Here is an 18,826-nt window from a genome sequence, read left to right on the forward strand (position 1 = left end):
CGATTCCTCCTCTTCTTTCGGTGACGAAACGCTTTAGCGGACACTCCGAGGAATGCCCGCATGTCGAACGTCGTTCAACCGGGTCAGCGTGTCGCGGTTCTCGTCGATTCACAGAACCTCTATCACACCACCCAGAGCGTCTATTCGCGCAACATCGACTACGAGGAACTGCTCGACGAAGCCGTGGCCGGGCGCGAGCTGACCCGTGCTATCGCCTACGTCATCCGAGCGAACTCGCCGAACGAGGAGAACTTCTTCGAGGCGCTTCAGGAGATCGGCTTCGAGACCAAGATCAAAGAGATCAAGACCCACGCCGACGGCTCCAAATCGGCCGACTGGGACGTCGGCATGATCCTCGACGCAGTGACGCTCGCGCCGAACCTCGACAGCGTCGTCATCTGTACGGGCGACGGTGATTTCTCCAGACTCTGCTCACATCTGCGCCACGAGGGCGTCCGCATCGAGGCGATGGCGTTCGGCGAATCGACCTCCGAAGAACTCGTCGACGCCGCTGACGCCTTCACCGACCTCTCGGCGCGCTCGGAGCGGTTCCTGCTCTAAACCGTTCCTTCGGAGGTGCCGATGAGCAGCGAGCCGACGGCCATCGCGAGCGCCGCGACGACCGCCAGCGGGATCGGCACCGCAAAGCCGAGCGTCGAGGCGGGAAACGCGAACAGCATGACGATTATCGCCCCGACCACCAGGAGTACGCCCCCCGCACTGATCTGCGTCCGTTCGTTCATAACTCCCACTGTGACCTACGGGGTATAAATGGCTTCGAAAGCCTCGCGCCGATCGGCACGGGATGGGCGCGTTTTTGCCGACCGACGCACGAACGGGCGTATGGACGATTTCACACGGCTGCGCACGGTCGCCGACTACCAGTTCGGCGCGGGCGCTGGCGTGGCACTCTTTCCATCCGACGGCTCGTTTTCGGTACGACGATCGCGCACCGGCCGACCACAGCAGATCTTCGCCGACGGCGAACGCCTCGTCTCCTACGGCACCGACGGCCGCTTCACACTCGGACTGGCCGGCGGCGAACGGCTCCGAACGGCGCTCGCCGCCCCACTGGCGCGCGTCGTCGTCGGCACGGAGAGCGGCCCGTTCGTCAGGGAGGGAAAGAACGCCTTCGCGAAGTTCGTTCACGATGTCGATCCGACGGTCAGGCCGGGCGACGCGGTCTGTATCGTCGGCCCGGACGACGGTCTCTTCGGCGTGGGACGCGCGATGCTGTCGGCCGACGCGATGGCGGATTTCGAGACGGGTGTCGCCGTCAAAACACGAGAGGGAGCCGATACGGCGGATCAGTTGGATCGATCGTAGCGACGCGGGCCTCAAGCGAACGTCTTCGAGACGTCCGCGTCGGCCTCGTCGGTGTCGATCTTCGTCCACGCCTCGTGGAAGTCCTCCATCCGCACCTCGGTCCGGTCGTCGCGGATGGCGAACATGCCGGCTTCGGTACAGATCGCCTTGATGTCGGCCCCGCTGGCCTCGGCGATATCGGTGGCGAGCTCCTCGAACGTGACGTCGTCGGCGAGGTTCATCCCGCGCGTGTGGATCTCGAAGATCTTCTCACGGCCCTCGGCGTTCGGTTTCGGCACCTCGATGAGGCGATCGAACCGGCCGGGACGGAGGATCGCCCGATCGAGCATGTCGAAGCGATTCGTGGCGGCGATGATTCTGACCTCGCCGCGTTCCTCGAAGCCGTCCATCTCCGAGAGCAACTGCATCATCGTCCGCTGGACCTCGGCGTCGCCGGAGGTCTTGGAGTCCGTTCGTTTGGAGGCGATGGCGTCGATCTCGTCGATGAAGATGACGGCGGGCTCGTGCTCGCGGGCGACCTCGAAGAGATCGCGGACGAGCTTCGCGCCCTCGCCGATGAACTTGTGGACGAGCTCGGAGCCGGCCATCTTGATGAAGGTCGCATCGGTCTGGTTGGCGACGGCTTTGGCGAGCATCGTCTTGCCCGTGCCGGGCGGGCCGTGCAGCAGGACGCCCGAGGGCGGCTCGATGCCGACGTCGGAGAACATCTCCGGTGATTCGAGCGGGAGTTCGACGGTCTCGCGCACCTCGTTCATCTGCTCTTCGAGCCCGCCGATGTCCTCGTAGTTCACACCGGGGCTCTCCTCGACCTCCATCACACGAGCCCGGACATCGGTCTCGTCCGAGAGATCGGTGACGACCGACAGCGAGTTGTTCACCGCCACACGGGAGCCGGGCTCGATCTCCTCGCGGGTCTCCGGCGTGACCTCGGTGACCGCCTCCTGGTTGTTGCCGTGCTGTTTGATGATGACGCCGTCGTCGGTGATCTCCTGGACGGTGGCGACGAACAGCGGCGACTGTTTCAGCTTCTTGTTCTCGTGGGTGAGCCGCTCGAGTTTCTGTTTGTACTTGTTGTTCTCGGCGTTCGCGTCGAGCAGCTTGTCGCGCATCTCCTCGTTCTGGCCGTCGAGGATGTCGATGCGCTCTTCGAGCGATTCGATCTTCTCCTGTTGTGAGGCGTCGGTATCGTACGGTTGGTCCACGTCGTCGACCGTATCGGTCATTGGCCTCGGTAGGGCACACTTTCATAAGAGCGTTCGGGTCGTCACGGACGATCGACTGCCGGCGTGATGGCCGTGACAGCCCGACTCAGCGCCCGTCGTAGCGGATCGGCAGCGACTCGACACCGTAGATGAACGAGCTCCGCGTCGGCGAGAGGTCGGCGTCGGCGAGCGCCAGCCCGTCGAGCGAGAGCAGCTCCGAGAGGGCGACACGGGCTTCGAGACGGGCCAGCGGCGCGCCGAGACAGTAGTGGGTGCCGTGGCCGAAGCCGAGATGGCCCGTCGGCGCACGATCGACGACGAACTCATCGGCGTTGTCGAAGGCACGCTCGTCACGGTTCGCCGAGCCGAGCCACGCCACGACCCGATCGCCCTCCTCGATCGTCGCGTCGCCGAGATTCACGTCGCTGCGCGCGATACGCGTCATCGCCTGGACGGGCGCGCGGTAGCGCAGCGCCTCCTCGATCGCCGGCCCGACGGCGTTGTCGTCGCCGGCGAGTTCGGAAAGGACGCCCTGATTGCCGAAACAGCGCACGGCGTTCGTGATGAGATTCGTCGTGGTGATGTTGCCGGCGATGAGCAACAGCATACACATCCCGAGCGCCTCCTCCTGAGGAAGCTTGCTCCCGTCGTCGAGCTCGGCGGTCGCGATCGTCGAGAGGAGATCGTCGCGGGGCTCCTCGCGGCGCTGCTGGAGCTGATCGAGGAAGTACATCGCCATCTCCTGCTGGCTCTGCTGCTGGCGCTCGGCGATCTCCTCGTCGCTCGCGGCTGCGACGAGCGAATCCGACCACTCCTTGAACTGCGCGCGGTCCTCGGCGGGAACCCCAAGCAACTCGGCGATGACGATGACCGGGAACGGGTAGGAGATCTCCTCGACGAGGTCCATCTCGCCGTCGTTGGCCGCGAGCGCGTCGTCCAGAAGCTCACTCATCAAGTCGCGCAGGCGTGGCTCCATTTCGGCGACCGTCCGCGGGCTGAAGGCGTCGTCGACGACCGCGCGGAGCTCGTCGTGACGCGGCGGGTCCTGGAACAGCATCGTATCGAGAATCAGCCCCTCGCCCTCGCCGCTCAGTCCCTCGAAATCACTCGCCGTCCGCGGGTTCACCGAGAACGCCTCGTCGTCGCTGATGACCCGTTTGACGTCGGCGTGGCGGAAGACGTCCCAGGAGCCGCGCGAAGCGTCGTACCGGACGGGCGAGTCGTCGCGCATCTCGCGATACCAGTCGAACGGTTCGAGCCACGCGTCGGGTTCGGAGAGCGCTTCGGGGAACGCCTGCAGTCCCTGCGGGTCGGCGGAACTCATAGCTGTTAGTAGTCGCCTACTGACTATCAATCTTTCCCGTCGGCGAACCCGGGCGAATCGGGTCGCTGAGCGACGCTCCGCCGTGGTTCTCCGACGTGCTTATCCGCTGGGTTTAAGTGCCTCCATCCCTTACCTATGGGTGAACACCGACCCGTTGTACCGACGGTCAACTACCCATCCGAGCACGCGCTCACCCACCCGATATTGGAAGGCACTACCCACATCCGACAGCGAGAACCGAGCGAACAGGACGAACGAGCCACCGAGGACGCCCAGACGGACGAATCCGAGCGAGTCTGTCCCGAGTGCGGCGGCCGACTGGTCGAGGACGAGAGTCACGGCGAGACCACCTGCACGGAGTGCGGGCTCGTGGTCTCGACCGACGAGATCGACCACGGCCCCGAGTGGCGGGCGTTCGACAGCGCCGAACGCGACCGGAAGAAGCGCACCGGCGCGCCCACCACCAAGATGATGCACGACAAGGGGCTGTCGAGCCAGATCGGCTGGCAGAACAAGGACGCCTACGGCAACACGCTGAGTTCGCGCAAGCGCCAGCGGATGCAGCGCCTGCGAACCTGGGACGAACGGTTCCGCACGCGTGACTCGAAGGAACGGAACCTGAAGCAGGCGCTCGGCGAGATCGAGCGCATGGCGAGCGCGCTCGGCGTCCCGAAGGACGTCCGCGAGACCGCATCGGTCATCTACCGTCGCGCGCTCTCCGAGGATCTCCTGCCCGGACGATCGATCGAGGGCGTCTCGACCGCCGCGCTGTACGCGGGCATCCGCCAGATGGGGCTGCCCCGCAGCGTCGAGGAAGTCGGAGCGGTCTCGCGGGTCGACGAGATGGAGTTCAAGCGCGCCTACCGCTACATCAATCAGGAGCTCGATCTGGAGATCGGCCCGCCGAACCCGAAACAGTACGTCTCACGGTTCGCCTCCGATCTCGACGTGAGCGAGGAGACCGAACGCCGTGCACGCGACCTGCTCGAAACGGCCGAGCGACAGGCCGTCCACAGCGGCAAGAGCCCCGTCGGGCTGGCCGGCGCGGCGCTCTACGCCGCCGGCATCCTCACCAACCGCAAGCTCACCCAGGACGAGGTCAGCGAGGTCGCCGAGGTCAGCAACGTAACCATCAGAAACCGCTATCACGAGCTGATGGAGGTCGCCGAGGACGGGAGCGGCCAGTCCGCGGCGGCCCTCTAGTCGGAACGCGACGACAGCAACCGTTTAGTAGCCCGGGAGCAACGTTTTCGTATGCCGAGTTCGAAGGCCGAGGACTATCTCAAAGCGATCTACCAGCTCCGCGAGGGCGAGGAGCCGGTCGCCACCTCGACCATCGCCGAGGCGCTCGACGTGACGGCCCCGACAGTGACCGCGACGATGAAGCGCCTCGAAGGCCACGGACTCGTCGATCGCGAGGAGTACAAGGGTGTCCGTCTCACCGAAGACGGCGAACTGGTCGCGCTCGAAACGATCCGCCACCACCGCCTGCTCGAACTGTTCCTCGCCGAACACCTGAACTACGACTGGGCGGAGGTTCACGAAGAGGCCGATCGGCTCGAACACCACATCAGCGAGCGCCTCGAAACCGAACTCGCCGCGAGCCTCGGCGACCCCAGCGCCGACCCCCACGGCGCGCCGATCCCGACCGAGGACCTCGAACCCACCGAGGCCGACGACGAACCGCTCACCGAGTACGCGGCGGGCGAGACGCTCGTCGTCGCCCAGGTCGCCGACAGCGATCCCGAGGTGCTCTCCTATCTCGCCGACGCCGGCATCACGCCCGACACCCGCCTCACCGTCCGCGAGGTCGCACCGTTCGGCATGCTTACCGTCGCGCCGGAGGGCGAGGACGAGACCGTCTCGCTGCCGGCCGAGATCGCCGCCGAGGTGCGGGTACGGGCCGACGACGAGCGCTCGACGGACGAACTTGCCGCCGACTGATCACCGGTTTTCTGGAGCCGCGTTTCCCGTCATCACTCCGTCACGCGCCGGCGAGCCGTGACGACAGTTTTAATTGCCACTCCATGAAACCACCCGGTAATGGATAGACGGCAGTTCCTTCGACGGTCGAGCGCAGGCGTCGCCGGGCTGGCGATGCTGGCGGGCTGTACGGGGGCAGGCGATAGCGGAAGCGGTTCCGAAGCAAACGGGTCGAGCAATGGAACGAGGACCACCAGCGCAGGGAGTGACAGCACGGCGACGACCGGCAGCGCGTCGTCCGGCGGGACGCTGCGGGTCGCGACCTACTCGTCGTTCACCGGCGAGGACACGGCGGGCAACTGGCTCAAATCCGCCTTCGAGAAAGAGAATTCGGGAACGACCGTCGAGTTCCTCACGCCGGAGAACGGCGTCAATCAGTACGTCCAGCGGGCCAAACAGGGTGCGCCGATCGACGCCGATATCTACCTCGGACTGAACACGGCCGAACTCGTCCGTGCGCGGAAGAAGCTCGACAAGCCGCTGTTCCAGTCGGTCGGTGAGGATCTCGACGGTGCCGACGGGCTGAAGAAGCCGTTGCGGATCGATCCCAAGAAGCGCGCCGTGCCGTACGATACAGGCTACATCTCGCTCGTCTACAACGAGAACGAGGTCGAGGAGCCGAAGACGTTCGACTCGCTGCTCGAATCGCGTTACGAGGGCGATCTCATCACCGAGAACGCCCAGCAGTCCGATCCCGGGCGGGCGTTCCTACTCTGGTCGATCATCGCCAAGGGTGAGCAGAACTACCTCGACTACTGGAAGCAGCTCGTCGGCAACGGCGTGAAGGTGCTCTCGGACTGGGAGCCGGCCTATCAGGCCTACTCGGACGGCGAAGCGCCGATGGTGGTCTCGTACTCGACCGACCAGGTCTACTACCACGGTCCCGACGTCGATATCTCGAAACACCAGATCGGTTTCCTCAACGATCAGGGCTACGCGAACCCCGAGACGATGGCGCTGTTCGAGAGCGCGAACGACCCGCAGCTCGCCCGGACGTTCATGGAGTTCGTGCTCACGAAGAACGCACAGTCGAAGATCGCGGTCAAGAACGTCCAGTTCCCGGCGGTAAAGGGCGTCACGCCGAGCAAGGAGTTCGACAAGTACGCCAAGGAGCCGCCCGAGACGGTCACACACTCCTACGACGAGCTCGCCGGCTCGGTCGAGTCGTGGGTCGAGGAGTGGTCGCGGCTGGTCGCGAGCGGGTGAACGCGCAGCACTGGGGCGAGCGACTCGCCGTCCCGACCGCGTTCGTCCTCACCGTCGCGATTCTGGCAGTCGTCTTCTACTACCCCGTTCTGAGTGTGCTCCGCGAGGCGGTCGTCCGAGCCGGCTCGCTGACGGCCGCCCCGCTGGTCGACGTGCTCGGCGACCCCTTCTACACCGGCGTCGCCCACCATCTGTTCACTGCACCACTCTCGATTCCAGCCGGCGTGCTCGAATGGGTGCAATCCGGGTTCCCACCGGTCGAGTTCGGTCTGTTCGGCTTCACCGCCTATCAGGCGTTCCTCTCGACGCTGGCGAGCGTCGTCATCGGGCTGCCGGGAGCGTATCTGCTCGCTCGCTTCGAGTTCCGTGGCCGGCGGACGCTCCGCTCGCTCACCATTCTCCCCTTCGTGCTGCCGTCGATCATGGTCGCGGTCGGTTTCCTCGCCATGTTCGGCCAGAACGGTCTGCTCAACGACGTGTTGGGTGCGCTCGGTCTCGGGCAGGTGAATCTGCTGTTCACGCTCGAAATCATCGTGCTCGCGCACGCGTTCTACAACGCGCCGCTCGTGACGCGGCTCGTGACGACCGCCTGGGAGGGCGTCGATGCTCGGCGCGTCGAGACGGCTCGCGCACTCGGTGCCGGCCCGTTTCGTGCCTTTCGCGACATCGTGGTGCCACAGCTCCTTCCCGCACTGCTGACCGCCGCGTTGCTCACGTTCGTCTTCACCTTTCTCTCCTTCCCGATCGTGCTCGCGCTCGGGGGGTTGCGCCTCGCCACCGTCGAGGTCTGGCTCTACGCGCGCGTCCAGGACCTCGAACTCGCCGAGGCCGCGACGCTCGGGACCATCGAGACGGTTCTCTCGCTCGCGCTCACCTATCTCTATCTCCGATACGAGGCCCGACAGACGACCGCGAGCGGCGGAACGACGCTCCCGCGGCGCGCGCTCGCGGTCGGCTGGCGAACGCTGCGTGACCCGGTTCGGATCGGGCTCGCGATCTACGGCGTCGCGATCCTCGTCCTGTTCGTCGGCCCGCTCGTGAGCATGATCGTCGAGAGCGTCACCGGGCCGAACGGGCTGACGAGTGCGTACTACGAGTTCCTGCTCGACCAGCAGGCGACGACGGCGGCCGGCACGACGAAACCGCTGCCGGCGATCGCGAACTCGCTGGCCTTCGGCGTCGGCACGCTCGCGCTCGCGGTGCCGATGGGGATCGTCGTCTCGCTGATGGCGACCCGCGGCGGGACCGGCTCGCGGCTGGCCGAGACGCTGATGAGCGCGCCGCTGGCGGTCAGCGGCGTCGTCGTCGGCCTCGGACTGCTCCAGACGCTCGTCTTCGGGACGACGATCGCCGGCTATCGGTTCACCGCCGGCGGCGCGCTCGCCATCGTCGTCGCGCACGCAGTCGCGGCCTACCCGTTCGTGACGCGCAACGTCACCCCGGCGCTCGCCGGCATCGACTCGCAGCTCGTCGATTCGGCACGCTCGCTCGGCGCGAGTCGGTTTCGCACCCTGCTCGACGTCGAGCTCCCGCTCGTGTGGACGGCGGTGCTCGCCGGCGGGGCGTTCGCCTTCGCCATCTCGATCGGCGAGTTCGATACGACGGTTTTACTCGCCGAGGGCGTCGAGAGCTACACGATGCCGGTCGCGCTCGAACGGTACATCGGCAATCGCTCGCTCGGGCCGAGCCTCGGACCAGCGACCGCGATGGGCACCGTCCTCCTGCTGGTGACGGCCGCGAGCTTCCTCGTCATCGAGCGCCTCGGCGGGCGGTGGGAGCCATGAGCGACACGATTCCCGAGCGCGACCGCACCACAGCGGACGCTGGCGTGGCGCTCGACGACATCACCGTCGATTTCGGTGGCGTCACCGCGCTCGAAGACGTCTCGCTGTCGGTCGACGAGGGCGAGTTCTTCACGCTCGTCGGCCCGTCGGGCTGTGGGAAGACCACCACCCTTCGAGCCATCGCGGGCTTCGAGGAGCCGAGCGCGGGCGAGGTCCATATCGACGGCCGGCGCGTCACCGACCTCGCTCCCGAACGGCGCGACGTCGGCGTCGTCTTCCAGCACTACGCGCTCTTTCCCCACATGACGGTCCGCGAGAACGTCGCCTACGGGCTCCGCTTTCGCGATCCGCCTGGCGACGTCACCGACGACGAGCGTGTCGACGAACTGCTCTCACTGGTCGATATGGCGGGGATGGGCGAGCGTGAACCCGAACAGCTCTCGGGCGGGCAACAGCAACGCATCGCGCTCGCACGGGCGCTCGCACCCGGCCCCGACGTACTCCTGCTCGACGAACCGCTGTCGGCGCTCGACGCCCGCCTCCGCGAGCGCCTCCGGGTGACGATCCGCGAGATCCAGCAGGAGTTGGGGATCACCACGATCTACGTGACGCACGACCAGAGCGAGGCGCTCGCCATCAGCGATCGCGTCGCCGTCGTCAGCGGGGGGCGCATCGAACAAGTCGCCCCACCCGAAACCGTCTATCGAGAGCCCCGCTCCCGGTTCGTCGCGGAGTTCGTCGGCGAGAACAACCTCCTCGATGGCGAGGTGACGGAATCGGCCCCGCCGCGCGCGATCGTCGACGGCACCGCGATCGGACTGCCCGAGAGCGCCGCGGTCGATGTCGGCAATTCTGTGACGCTCTGTGTGCGGCCCGAGGTCCTCTCACTCGGCGAGCACGAAACGGCCTCGAACGCGACGACGCTGACAGCGACCGTCGAGCACCGCGAGTTCCTCGGCGACGCCTACCGTGTCCACTGCTCGTGGAACGGGCGGTCGCTGCTCGTCAAGACCGATAGCCGGGAGCCGCCCGAAGGGACCGTGACGCTGACCGTCGCTGCGAGCGACATCCATCTGTTGTCCGATAGCGGGCGCTGAATTTCCCGAACAGCTCGGTTCACCGGACGCGTTCGAGATCGTCCTGCGTGTCGATATCCGTGACGACGCCCGCGTCGTCGGTGTCGAGCAGCACGCCGTCATCGAGCAGGATGTCTCTGCCACCGACGTCACCCTCGACCACGCACAGCGCGTCGAAGTGATCGGCACCGAACAACACCGGATTGCCGCGCTGGCCCTCGTAGGTGGCGGCCACGGCATCGGCGACGCCGCCGGCGAAGCAGTCGACGAGCAGATCGACGGTCGCGCTCTCGACGAACGGCATGTCCCCGGGGAGGAAGATCGCAGCGTCCGCGTCGCCGTCGGCAGCCACACGCGCGCCACGCTCGACGGAGGTCGAGAGTCCGCGCTCATAGGCGTCGTTCGCGACGAACGCGACGTCGAAGTCAGCGAGCGCGTCGCTGACGGTGCTCGACTGGTGGCCGAGCACGGCGACGACGCGCGATACCCGCGAGTCGAGCAGCGTGCGGGCGGCGCGGCGGACGAGCGGTTCTCCGTCGATCTCGGCGAGGAGCTTGTTCCGCTCGCCGAAACGGCTGCTTCCGCCCGCGGCGAGCAGCACGCCGACGACCGTCGGCTCGTGGCCCGCTCGTTCCGAAATCGATTCGTGGATCGTGTTCGGGTCGACGTGACGGAGCTCCTCGCTCATGCGAGCACCCGATAGGGAACGACCGCGACCGGCTGGCCGGCATCGAGCGAGCGCTCGGCGAGGACGATCCCGTTCGCAGTCGTCGTCCTCGTGTTGGCGGAAACGAGCCCCGGTGCGAACTGCTCGTCGTAGATCGGCAGCGACGAATCGGCGTGGCCGAGTGGGATGGCCTCGTTGCCGTCGAGGACGACCGGTACCGCGTACTCGCGGTCGTCGTCGGGGATCTCGACGGCACTGGTCAGCCCGGCGGTGATCGAGGGCAGTCGCCACTGGCCGGTGAAAAATGGCCGGGCGACGAGCACGGCGGCGGTGTGGGCAGCGAGCGGCTTGCCCGGTAGCGCGACGACGAGCGCGCCGTCGATGATCGCCGCCATCACCGGCCGTCCGGGCCGGAGGCGGACGCTCTCGAACAGCGGATCGTGGGCTTCGAGCACCGTGGCGACGTGGTCGGCGCTCCCGACGCTCGTCCCACCCGTCGTGAGCACCACGTCGTGGGTCGCGGCGGCGCTCTCGATGGCGCTGCGCACGGCTGCGGAGTCGTCGGGAACGCTCTCGCGGATCGTTGGCTCGTGGCCCCACTCCCGGACGAGCCCGGCGAGGAATGCCGAATCGCGGTCGGGCTGGCGACCCTCGTGGATCTCGGTGCCGGTCGCCACGATCCCAACCGAGAACCGCTCGTGGACGGTTACGGACTCGATGCCGACATCGCGCAGGAGCGCCGCGTGCCGGGCGGCGAGTCGCGTCCCGGCGTCGAACAGCGTCTCGCCCGCCTGCGCCGTCCCACCGCGTGGCGAGACGTTCGTGCCCGGGGCGAGCTGTGGGCCCGAAACCTGTTCGTTCTCGACGGTCGTGTCCTCGACTTTCAGCACGGCATCGGTCCGGGCGGGCAGCGGCGCGCCGGTGGCGATGCGGGCAGCTTCCCCCTCGTCGAGTGCCGGTGGCTCGTCCTCGGGGAACACTTCAGCGGCGATCGCCGGCGACTCGTCGTCGGTGGCGATCGCGAACCCATCCATCGTCGCGTAGTCGTGCGGCGGCACGGCGGTCGGGGCGTACACGTCCTCGGCGAGCGTGCGACCGGCGAGCGCGTCGAGGGAGACGGGTTCGCCGGGAAGGCTGTCGAGCGCCCTGTGGCGGTGATCGAGCAGTCGCTCGACCGCGTCCGTGCGGGCGAGATCCGTTCTGGCCATGGGCCATCGTGGGACGAACGCGGCATATTCCTTCCCCCGATCCGCGGCGCTCCGAAACAGTGTCAGGGAGTTTTTGCCGGACGGATGCGAACGTCGACCATGTCCAACGCCTGTATCGTTCGGGGGGAGATCCCGGCCCAGGAGTTCGCGCTGTACGAGGCGCTCGACTCGCTGCCAGACGTCGAGTTCGAGGTCGAGCGCATCGTCCAGAGCGGCGACAAGGCGGCCATGCCGCTGATGTGGATCCGCAACGCCACGGTCGAGGCCGTCGAAGAGGCCTTCGCGGACGACCCGAGCGTCGATGAACTCGAACTGCTGTCGGCGTTCGACGAGGAACAGCTCTACCGCATGCAGTGGATCTCCGAGGTCGAGGTGGTGCTCCAGATGCTGACGAACTCGCGGGCGACCATCACCGACGCCTACGGCACCGATGGGCGATGGTATCTCCGCGTGCTCTACCCCAACCGCGAATCGCTCTCGAAGACCGTGCAGTTCGCCGACGACAACGGACTCACCTTCGACGTCAGGGCCATCCGGCAGCTCGAAGGCGAGCCCGCCGGCCGCTTCGGACTCACCGAGGCACAGTTCGAGGCGCTCGAAACCGCGGTCGAAGCGGGTTACTATCAGGTCCCGCGCGAGACCGACCAGAGCGAACTCGCCGACCAGTTGAATATCTCCCATCAGGCGCTCTCGGAGCGGCTCCGCCGCGCGACGGGCGCGCTCATCGAGGACGCGCTGTTGGTCGGTGCGGTGGAGGCACGGCGCGAGGACTGACGCACGCAAGCGACAGGATATAACCGTCCGCCGCCGAATAGTCAGTCAAATGAGTTCGTCAGAGGGTGGATCGGAGCCGACCGACACCCGCGAGGAGATCATGGAGGCGACCTACCGTGCGCTCTGCGAGCACGGCTACGCCAACCTCACGATGCAGGCGATCGCCGACGAGTTCGAGAAGACCAAGGCCGTTCTGCACTACCACTACGACACGAAAGACGAACTGCTCGCCGCCTTTCTGGAGCATCTCCTCGACCGATTCACGAGTCGTCTCGATGTCGACAGCGACGACCCGAACGCACGCCTCGACGCCCTCGTCGACGAACTGCTGCTCGGGCTCGGCGACGAACGCGGCGAGGATCACGAGTTCCATACCGCATTGCTCGAACTGCGCGCGCAGGCACCGCACAACGCCGCCTTCCGCGAACAGCTCGCGGCGAACTACGATCTCCTGCACGACATGCTCACGACCATCATCGACGACGGCATCGAACAGGGCGTCTTTCACGACGTCGATGCCGAGCGGCTGTCGGCGCTGATCATGGCGACGATGCTCGGCGGGCGCGTCCACCAGATCACCCTCGATCGCGAGGCGATCGCGCTCGACGTGCGCGAGGCGCTCGAAGACGAGATCCTCGCCGATCTCCGCAACGAAGCGGAATAACCGCTCTCAGTGCCGGAGGCGGCGCGCGGCGAGACCACCGATGCCGGCGAGCGCGGCGAGCACACCGAAGCCCGCCCCGTCACCGCTCGTTTCGGTTCCGCTTGCGTTGCCCGATCCGTTCGTCCCGTCCGATCCGTTCGTTCCACCCGATCCGCTCGCCGTGCCGTTTCCAGCCGCCGATCGAACGCCCGCCGTCGCGTTCGCGTCGGTATCGGTCGCATCGGTATCGGCCGTATCGGTTCCCAGTGCGCTCGTGGCGGAACCCGTTGCGTTCGCGGTCGCGTTCGTCCCGTCCGGGGTCGTCACGGTGCCCGTCGCCTCGGTCGCCGTGATCCGGTTCACCGCGCCGCCGAGCTCGCCGGCGGAGGTCAGCGCGAACAGCTCGCCGTCGGCGTCGCGGGCGATGGCGATGAGATAGCCCTCGACCGCGCCGCCCTCTGCGCCCGCGACCTGAAGCCGTTCGAGATCCCAGAGCCCGTCGTCGGTAGGGGTGGCCGCGAACAGCGATCCGCGCGGATCGCCCTCCTTGCTGTAGTCGCCGAAGACGTATTTCCCATCGAGAGCGTCGATCGAGCCGTCGTAGAGATAGCCACCGATGACCGAGATGCCGATGGTCTCGCCGTTGCGGGCGTGGGGATACTCGATGACGGGATCGTGGAGCGGCTCGCCACCCCGGACGTCCGGCGGGGTTCGACTCGGGCAGTTCTTCGGCATGTCGCTCAGGCTCTCGGTGCCGTAGCAGTGGGTGCCCTCGCGGACGTTCCAGCCGTAGTTGCCGCCCTTCACGACGCGATCGATCTCCTCGTAGCGGTTCTGGCCGACGTCGGCGACGTAGAGCTCGCCGTCGTTGAAACTCATTCGCCAGGGGTTGCGAAAGCCCCACGCGAAGTGTTCGTCCAATCCGTCCTTGCCGACGAGCGGGTTGTCGTCGGGGATCGCGTAGGGTTTCTCCCCATCTTGGTTGTCGACGTCGATGCGCAGGATCGATCCGCGGAGGTTCTCGGTGACGTCCTGGCCGTTGCCGCCGCGATTGCGATCGTACCAATCGCTCGCGTGACCGGGACCCGTGTCCCGTGGGCCGCCACCGTCGCCGTAGGAAGTATAGAGATAGCCGTCGGGCCCGAACGCGACCGCGCCGCCGTTGTGGACTTTGCGTGGTTCGTCGACTTCGAGCAACACTCGTTCGGAGTCGGGACGCGCGCTCGTTCCATCCTCGTTCGCCTCGAACTCCGAGAGGATCTCCGTGTGCGAGAACTCGTCGGGTGCGTCGTCGGCCGGCGGGGCGCTGTAGCGCACGTAGAAGCGCCGGTTCTCCTCGTAGTCGGGATGTGGTGCGAGGCCGAGAAAGCCGCGCTCGCCGGTGATCTCGGCGAGGCGATCGCGCAGATCGAGAAACGGCTCGTCGCGCAACTGATCGCCCTCGTTGAGCTGGGCGACCCCGTAGAGATCGACGACGACTCGCTGGTCGTCGCCCGGCAGTAGCGCCATGTCGGTCGGTACCTGGAAGCCGCCGACGAGCCGTTCGAGGCCGATCGTCGGCCCGGTCGGGATGGCCTGCTCGGTGGTCGCGGCGTCCGTCGTGGCCGACGCTCCGGAGCCGAAGCGTACGCTCCCGCGCATCGACGACCGGTGTGGCTCGCAGATGTATTCGGCCATCTCCTCGCGGGCGGTGAACTCGATCGTCTGGGTCGCGCCCTGCTCGCTCATCACCTCGGTCCGTTCGAGGACTGCGTCGTTCTCGTCGACCAGCGCGATGTTGTGGCCCATTCCGTCGAGGTTCGTCCAGGTGATGCGGTAGTCGACGCCGGCTTCGAGGGCGAGCGTGGGATTTTCTTCGTCGGCGATCGAGTCGGGTGCATGACCCTGCCAGCCGGCGATCTTCCCGCCGAGTTCGATCGTTCGGGTGCTCTGTGCACGCCCGTGTCCGGCGGTGGCGACGCCCGCGAGCGCGCCGGCCGCCGTCAGCGAGAGAAAGCGTCGTCGGCTGGCGACCGCCCGACTTCCGTCGTCCTGTGTGTGCTGTATCGGGTTCACGTGAGCGTTCGCTCGAAGCGAGTGGTGCTCGGGTCAAAATCGTGACGACTCGCCGGCCATCGAGATAGCATGATTACTGGCGAACCGATCCCCATAGATAGAGGACAGCCCGAGCGGATGTGTAGCCAGCAATACTGCCGACTCCCACCGCCAGAAACACGATAACGAACACTATCGCTGCAAACGCGAATCCGACAAGCAAGGCCAACAAGACAAGGCCCATTGCCGCTATCACGACCAGAGGAGTCTCGATTGGGCCGCTGAATGTGATTACGAGTGCCATCCCGACGGCAGCAATCACGTAAGTGGCAAACGCCATCAACAGTGGGACACCATTGATCCCGCCGACGATCACAACGTCGTCCCATGTAGAATCCAGTCCCCACTGTCGAGCCCAAACGATTCCGCCGAACGTGACCAACCACGACGGCATTGTCAGAATCAGCATGTGGTATCCGAGCGACTTACTCATCGCACTCGTAACAATGCGAGTGAGGTCCGTAAATTCACCCGTGGCTAACGGGAGAACGATATATCCGAGAAACCCGGAGAGAGCGACAATGCCACCACAAACGAGACTTATCCTCACATCCCGATCCATTTTGCGCTCAGTTAGTGGCATTCGACGTACTTGTACGTTCGTCCCATCCAATTGCGCTCCTGATTCACTACTCACGTCAATTTAGATCAGCGATGATTGTTCAGATGTGATATACCTCAGTAGCCAAGCAAGCAGTGTTTTACATCGCAGATCTGCTATCCGCAAAAATCGGTCGTCACTTCCTTGCTGGGATAGTTCCCACTCATCACACCGGTCACGTCCAATTCCGATTGTTTCAACAGAGCCACGGAAAGGGAGAGTGGCTCAGTCGCCGTTCAGCCGTTTGCGGATCGCATCGGCAATATCCGTGTTGTCGACGGTGCCGTCGAAGAACTCGGCGTTCGGGCCGGTGGCGAAGGTCGGGACGTTCTCGGCGGTGTGACCGGTCGACGTCCAGCCGAGCCGTATCCGGTGGTTGAGGATCTCGGCGACCGGTGTGTTGTACGCGCGCAGTTCGTCGAGTTCGGTGTCGAGCAGTTCGACACCCATCTGCTCGGTCATGATCGAGGCGACCTCGTCGCGCGATTCCGCCTCCTCGATCTGTGGGACGACCGTGGCCGTGCTCGCGTTCATCCCGTCGAGCACGTCGAAGTTCACGTCGTACGGCCCCCCAGTACCGAGCGAGAGACCGCCCGTCTCGTGGTCGGCGGTCGTGATGACCGACGTCTCGCCGTGGGAGTCGTCGGCGTAATCGAGCAGCCGACCGATCACGTCGTCGGCTTCGAGCTGTTCGTGAGCGACGACCGGGTAGTTCGAGTGGCCCGCGTGGTCGATGCGGCCGGATTCGACCAGCAGGAAGAACCCCTTTCGCCCGCCGCGGGCTTCGAGCAGTTCGATCGCCGTCTCGGCCATCGCGCCGAGTCCCGGCTGGGTCGAGTCGTCGTTGTCCTGCCGATCGAGCGTGTAGCTCAGGTGGTCGGACTCGCTGAACAGGCCGAGTGCTGGCGCGCTGTCGAGCGAATCGAGTTCGCTCGCGGTCGTGACGTAGTTGTAGCCGTTGCGTTTGGCCTCGGCGACCAGGTTCGCGCTGTCGTTCTCGCGGCCATCGGGCAGGAAGTACGAGCGCGCGCCGCCGAAGAGCACGTCGACGCCGCTATCGCGGACGTACTGTTTGGCGATCTTCTCCTCCTCGTCGCGGGACGGGACGTGGCTGGCGAACGATGCTGGTGTCGCGTGCGTCATCCGCGCCGTCGTTACCAGCCCGACGGCGTAGCCCATGTCGCGGGCCTGCTCCAGTACCGTCTGCTTGGGGACGAATTCGCCCGCGTCGTTCTCGACGCCAGCGATCGCACCATTGTAGGTCTTGTGGCCGGTCGATATCGCGGTCGCCGTCGCCGCCGAATCGGCGACGAATTCCTCGGGATCGTCCGGATACGTCATCGCCGAGCCGTGCGCGTCGTGGCGATCGACGTTGTAGGTCACGTCGGCAGTGTTGAGTGGGAACTTCTCGGAGTTCTTCCGATAGGCCTTCAGATATCGACCCAGATCGAGCTGTGCGCGACCCTGACCGTCGCCAACGAACAGAATGACGTTCGTCGGCCCGTCGTCTCCCCCGCTATCGTCGTCCTCGTCGGTACCATCAGTATCGTTCGCGTTCGCTTGCTCGGTCCCCTGGAATCCGAGCGCCGCCATGCCGGCCGCCGCACTCGATCCCTTGAGGAACGTTCGGCGCGTCGTGTTCGGGCCGTCATCGGCATCGTCGTCGGTGCTACTCGCCCGTTCCGTCGATGGTCTCTCCGACATCGGACAAATCCCCATCCACCGGCATCATAAAACTTGTTACATGTGTCAAAATTCAACATGGTGTTGTAGGGGATTACCATGTAGACATTCCAATAGGGGCCGCTCGGATGGCACCGATTTATGCGAGCCGCGTTCGACTCAGCGTTCGCTGTCGGGGATCACGACGACCTTGCCGAACCCCTCGCGATCTTCGAGCATTCCGTGGGCACGGGTGGCCTCGCTCATCGGCAGCGTCTCGCGGATTCGGGGTTCAAAGGTGCCGTCCCAGACCAGCGAGAGCACGTCGTCGACCTCGCCGAGGGTGGCCATCGTCGATCCCAGGATGTCGATCTGTTTCCAGAAGACGCGGTTGATGTTCGTCTCGGCCTTCGGGCCGGTGGTCGCCCCGCAGGTGACGAGCCGACCACCCTTGGCGAGACACTTCGTCGAGTCGTCCCACGTCTCCGGGCCGACGTAGTCGACGACGACGTCGACACCACGCCCGTCGGTGAGCTCGCGCATCTCGCTCGCGAAGTCGTTCTCGGCGTAGTTGATCGTGTGATCGGCCCCGCACTCCTCGGCGTATTCCAGTTTCTCGTCGGTGCTCGCGGTCGCGTAGACCTCCGCACCGGCGTAGTCGGCGATCTGAACCGCCGCCTGGCCCACTCCCCCGGAAGCGCCGAGCACCAGGATTGATTCGCCGGCCTTGATGTCGGCGCGGGTCATCAGCATGCGCCACGCGGTCTGGAAGGTCAGCGGCGCGGCCGCCGCCGTCACCCAATCGATGTCGTCGGGAACGTGGACGAGGTTCGCGGCGGGAACGGCCGCCTGCTCGGCGTGGACCCCACGAACGTGCTCGCCGATGAGGTGGTAGCTCTCACAGAGCGAGTGTTCGCCGTGGCGGCAGAACTCGCACTCGCCACAGGAGACGCCGGCGGTGACGGCGACGCGATCGCCGACCTCGACGCGCGTGACGTCCTCGCCGACGTCGGTGACGACACCGGCGGCGTCGCTGCCAGGGATATGTGGCATCTCCAGGTCGACGCCCGGCAGTCCGCGGCGCGTGAAGACGTCGAGGTGGTTCAACGCGCCGGCTTTCACGTCGACGAGCGCTTCGTCCTTCCCGGGTTCGGGATCGGGGAAGTCGCCGTACTCGATGACGTCGCGGTCGCCGTGCTCGGTGAACTGGACTGCCTGCATGTCACCGGATGGCAGCGACGCGCGCATAGCGGTTTCGGTCGTTGATGACAGATCG

Annotated in this window: 18 protein-coding genes; 9 read left to right on the forward strand and 9 right to left on the reverse strand. The window is 66.0% G+C overall.

Features of this window, described 5'->3' with window-relative positions:
- Positions 1-60 precede the first annotated feature (60 nt).
- Positions 61-561, forward strand: coding sequence for a LabA-like NYN domain-containing protein (locus NO363_RS06020; RefSeq protein WP_256687620.1), 501 nt, complete (start codon positions 61-63; stop codon positions 559-561).
- Here the strand turns inward: NO363_RS06020 and NO363_RS06025 are convergent.
- Positions 558-743: a hypothetical protein gene (locus NO363_RS06025; RefSeq protein WP_256687622.1), complete on the reverse strand. Its 186-nt coding sequence runs from the start codon at positions 741-743 to the stop codon at positions 558-560. The two genes, NO363_RS06020 and NO363_RS06025, sit on opposite strands and share 4 nt — an antisense overlap.
- Before the next feature lie 100 nt (positions 744-843).
- On the opposite strand from NO363_RS06025, the gene NO363_RS06030 reads away from it, so the two are divergent.
- Positions 844-1,326 (forward strand): PUA domain-containing protein, encoded by a 483-nt coding sequence (locus tag NO363_RS06030; RefSeq protein WP_256687624.1) that lies wholly within the window; start codon positions 844-846, stop codon positions 1,324-1,326.
- A gap of 11 nt (positions 1,327-1,337) precedes the next feature.
- On the opposite strand, the gene pan1 is transcribed toward NO363_RS06030, so the two are convergent.
- Both pan1 and NO363_RS06040 read right to left on the reverse strand, forming a co-directional pair.
- The gene (gene pan1 / locus NO363_RS06035) at positions 1,338-2,549 is read right to left on the reverse strand and encodes a proteasome-activating nucleotidase Pan1 (protein WP_256687626.1); all 1,212 of its coding nucleotides are present in this window, start codon (positions 2,547-2,549) and stop codon (positions 1,338-1,340) included.
- A gap of 85 nt (positions 2,550-2,634) precedes the next feature.
- Entirely contained in the window at positions 2,635-3,852 is a 1,218-nt protein-coding gene (locus NO363_RS06040; RefSeq protein WP_256687634.1) for a cytochrome P450, read from the reverse strand.
- A gap of 204 nt (positions 3,853-4,056) precedes the next feature.
- Between NO363_RS06040 and NO363_RS06045 the strand changes: the two genes are divergently transcribed.
- The 5 genes from NO363_RS06045 (at position 4,057) to NO363_RS06065 (ending at position 9,922) form a co-directional block, all read left to right on the forward strand.
- On the forward strand, positions 4,057-5,055 hold the full coding sequence (locus NO363_RS06045) for a transcription initiation factor IIB (protein ID WP_256687933.1): 999 nt from the start codon (positions 4,057-4,059) through the stop codon (positions 5,053-5,055).
- A gap of 51 nt (positions 5,056-5,106) precedes the next feature.
- Positions 5,107-5,796 (forward strand): metal-dependent transcriptional regulator, encoded by a 690-nt coding sequence (locus NO363_RS06050; RefSeq protein WP_256687636.1) that lies wholly within the window; start codon positions 5,107-5,109, stop codon positions 5,794-5,796.
- A 99-nt stretch (positions 5,797-5,895) separates the two neighbouring features.
- The gene (locus NO363_RS06055; RefSeq protein ID WP_256687638.1) at positions 5,896-7,041 is read left to right on the forward strand and encodes a thiamine ABC transporter substrate-binding protein; all 1,146 of its coding nucleotides are present in this window, start codon (positions 5,896-5,898) and stop codon (positions 7,039-7,041) included.
- Entirely contained in the window at positions 7,014-8,825 is a 1,812-nt protein-coding gene (locus NO363_RS06060) for an ABC transporter permease (protein ID WP_256687640.1), read from the forward strand. Before NO363_RS06055 ends, NO363_RS06060 begins: the two co-directional genes overlap by 28 nt.
- Entirely contained in the window at positions 8,822-9,922 is a 1,101-nt protein-coding gene (locus NO363_RS06065; protein WP_256687641.1) for an ABC transporter ATP-binding protein, read from the forward strand. The genes NO363_RS06060 and NO363_RS06065 overlap by 4 nt, the downstream gene beginning before the upstream one ends.
- A gap of 19 nt (positions 9,923-9,941) precedes the next feature.
- Here the strand turns inward: NO363_RS06065 and NO363_RS06070 are convergent, their stop codons facing one another.
- Positions 9,942-10,589: a nucleotidyltransferase family protein gene (locus tag NO363_RS06070; protein ID WP_256687643.1), complete on the reverse strand. Its 648-nt coding sequence runs from the start codon at positions 10,587-10,589 to the stop codon at positions 9,942-9,944.
- Entirely contained in the window at positions 10,586-11,776 is a 1,191-nt protein-coding gene (locus NO363_RS06075) for a molybdopterin molybdotransferase MoeA (RefSeq protein WP_256687645.1), read from the reverse strand. Before NO363_RS06075 ends, NO363_RS06070 begins: the two co-directional genes overlap by 4 nt.
- A 99-nt stretch (positions 11,777-11,875) precedes the next feature.
- Between NO363_RS06075 and NO363_RS06080 the strand changes: the two genes are divergently transcribed.
- Both NO363_RS06080 and NO363_RS06085 read left to right on the forward strand, forming a co-directional pair.
- A complete protein-coding gene (locus NO363_RS06080) occupies positions 11,876-12,550 on the forward strand; it encodes a helix-turn-helix domain-containing protein (protein WP_256687647.1) in 675 nt (224 codons plus the stop codon).
- 49 nt (positions 12,551-12,599) lie between these two features.
- Positions 12,600-13,214 (forward strand): TetR/AcrR family transcriptional regulator, encoded by a 615-nt coding sequence (locus tag NO363_RS06085; protein WP_256687648.1) that lies wholly within the window; start codon positions 12,600-12,602, stop codon positions 13,212-13,214.
- Between the two features lie 6 nt (positions 13,215-13,220).
- On the opposite strand, the gene NO363_RS06090 is transcribed toward NO363_RS06085, so the two are convergent.
- From NO363_RS06090 to NO363_RS06105, 4 genes are all read right to left on the reverse strand, one after another.
- Positions 13,221-15,248, reverse strand: a complete 2,028-nt coding sequence (locus NO363_RS06090) for a PQQ-dependent sugar dehydrogenase (RefSeq protein WP_256687649.1) — start codon at positions 15,246-15,248, stop codon at positions 13,221-13,223.
- 73 nt (positions 15,249-15,321) lie between these two features.
- Positions 15,322-15,849, reverse strand: a complete 528-nt coding sequence (locus NO363_RS06095; protein WP_256687650.1) for a hypothetical protein — start codon at positions 15,847-15,849, stop codon at positions 15,322-15,324.
- Between the two features lie 264 nt (positions 15,850-16,113).
- Positions 16,114-17,592, reverse strand: coding sequence for an alkaline phosphatase (locus NO363_RS06100; protein ID WP_256687651.1), 1,479 nt, complete (start codon positions 17,590-17,592; stop codon positions 16,114-16,116).
- Between the two features lie 138 nt (positions 17,593-17,730).
- Positions 17,731-18,771 carry a zinc-binding dehydrogenase gene (locus NO363_RS06105; protein ID WP_256687652.1) on the reverse strand — a complete coding sequence of 347 codons (1,041 nt, stop codon included), beginning with the start codon at positions 18,769-18,771 and terminating at the stop codon, positions 17,731-17,733.
- Positions 18,772-18,826 lie beyond the last annotated feature (55 nt).

The sequence above is a fragment of the Halococcus qingdaonensis genome (genome assembly GCF_024508235.1).
Taxonomy (GTDB): Archaea; Halobacteriota; Halobacteria; order Halobacteriales; family Halococcaceae; genus Halococcus; species Halococcus qingdaonensis.

Coding starts and splice junctions, on each gene's coding strand:
- NO363_RS06105 (WP_256687652.1), bottom strand. CDS start 18,771: ATGCAGGCAGTCCAGTTCACCGAGCACGGCGACCGCGACGTCATCGAG.
- NO363_RS06075 (WP_256687645.1), bottom strand. CDS start 11,776: ATGGCCAGAACGGATCTCGCCCGCACGGACGCGGTCGAGCGACTGCTC.
- NO363_RS06065 (WP_256687641.1), top strand. CDS start 8,822: ATGAGCGACACGATTCCCGAGCGCGACCGCACCACAGCGGACGCTGGC.
- NO363_RS06030 (WP_256687624.1), top strand. CDS start 844: ATGGACGATTTCACACGGCTGCGCACGGTCGCCGACTACCAGTTCGGC.
- NO363_RS06020 (WP_256687620.1), top strand. CDS start 61: ATGTCGAACGTCGTTCAACCGGGTCAGCGTGTCGCGGTTCTCGTCGAT.
- NO363_RS06070 (WP_256687643.1), bottom strand. CDS start 10,589: ATGAGCGAGGAGCTCCGTCACGTCGACCCGAACACGATCCACGAATCG.
- NO363_RS06095 (WP_256687650.1), bottom strand. CDS start 15,849: ATGGATCGGGATGTGAGGATAAGTCTCGTTTGTGGTGGCATTGTCGCT.
- NO363_RS06055 (WP_256687638.1), top strand. CDS start 5,896: ATGGATAGACGGCAGTTCCTTCGACGGTCGAGCGCAGGCGTCGCCGGG.
- NO363_RS06050 (WP_256687636.1), top strand. CDS start 5,107: ATGCCGAGTTCGAAGGCCGAGGACTATCTCAAAGCGATCTACCAGCTC.
- NO363_RS06080 (WP_256687647.1), top strand. CDS start 11,876: ATGTCCAACGCCTGTATCGTTCGGGGGGAGATCCCGGCCCAGGAGTTC.
- NO363_RS06025 (WP_256687622.1), bottom strand. CDS start 743: ATGAACGAACGGACGCAGATCAGTGCGGGGGGCGTACTCCTGGTGGTC.
- NO363_RS06040 (WP_256687634.1), bottom strand. CDS start 3,852: ATGAGTTCCGCCGACCCGCAGGGACTGCAGGCGTTCCCCGAAGCGCTC.
- NO363_RS06085 (WP_256687648.1), top strand. CDS start 12,600: ATGAGTTCGTCAGAGGGTGGATCGGAGCCGACCGACACCCGCGAGGAG.
- pan1 (WP_256687626.1), bottom strand. CDS start 2,549: ATGACCGATACGGTCGACGACGTGGACCAACCGTACGATACCGACGCC.
- NO363_RS06100 (WP_256687651.1), bottom strand. CDS start 17,592: ATGTCGGAGAGACCATCGACGGAACGGGCGAGTAGCACCGACGACGAT.